1 protein-coding gene is annotated in these 1,014 nt (G+C 62.0%); it reads left to right on the top strand.

Annotated elements, in window-relative coordinates; translation table 11 throughout:
- On the top strand, positions 1 to 858 hold an 858-nt coding region (locus BMY52_RS15050), incomplete at its 5' end, for an Rpn family recombination-promoting nuclease/putative transposase (RefSeq protein ID WP_090255812.1).
- Positions 859 to 1,014 lie beyond the last annotated feature (156 nt).

Raw genomic sequence — 1,014 nt, 5'->3', positions numbered from 1 at the left:
ATGAGTGATCTCCTCGACCCTACCAACGATTATGTGTTCAAGCGGCTGTTCGCTGAGGCGCCGGATTTGCTGGTGGACCTGATCAACGACCTGCGCCCGGATCTCCCGAACATTGCCAGCGTCGAGGTACTCAACCCCACCATCGAGCCCAGTGAGCTCACCGGCAAGTACATTATCCTGGATGTGCTGGCCCGCGATCGTCAGGGCCACTGCTACAATGTGGAGATTCAGGTTCGCCGCTATGGTGCCTGGCACAAGCGGGGGCTGTTCTACCTGGCCCGCACCCTGGGCACCCAGCTGAATGCGGGCGAAGACTATCAGGAGCTGCGTGCCTCGGTGGGGATTCACTTGCTGGACTTTGATCTGTTCATCGGCAGCGAGGCTGAGCGCCGGCAGGCGGTGTGGCGGTTCGAGATGCGGGATGAACGCCAGCCACAGGTGTCGCTGGGGAACATCCTGCAGATGAACCTGATCGAATTGAACAAGGCGGATCGTCTTGGCTTACCGGAAGGTCCGTTGCGGGCCTGGATCACCTTTTTCAAGCATTGGCGGGAGGAATTCATCATGGCCAAGGTTGTCCACGACCCGGTCCAGCGTGCCATGAGCCGCATCCGGGAGCTCAGTGCCGACGAGGAAGCGCAACGGCTGGCGTTTGTGCGGGAGCGTGCGCTGCGTGATGAAGTGTCGCTGCTGGGTGAAGCCCGGCGGGAGGGTGAGCAGAAGGGCCGGCATGAAAATGCTCGTGAAACCGCCATTAACCTGCTCAAGCTGGGTGCGCTCACTGAAGAGCAGATCGCTCAGACCACCGGTCTGTCCCTGGATGAAGTGAAGGCCCTGCAACTGGACCAGCCTCACTGAGGGATTTCCTGTTGGAGGTGGCTCCCGTGGGATCCGGGACTCCCTGTGGTATCCGAGCCCCCTATATGGGATCCAAGCCCCCTGTGGGAGCGGGCCTCGCCCGCGAAGGCGGCGGGCACAAAGCCTGGCCCGGGCGCTGCTGGCGCAGCGCATCGC

This window comes from Ectothiorhodospira marina, assembly GCF_900109495.1.
Lineage (GTDB): Bacteria > Pseudomonadota > Gammaproteobacteria > Ectothiorhodospirales > Ectothiorhodospiraceae > Ectothiorhodospira > Ectothiorhodospira marina.
Note: the sequence above shows the minus strand (reverse complement) of the source record. Positions and strands in the feature narration are given on the sequence as shown.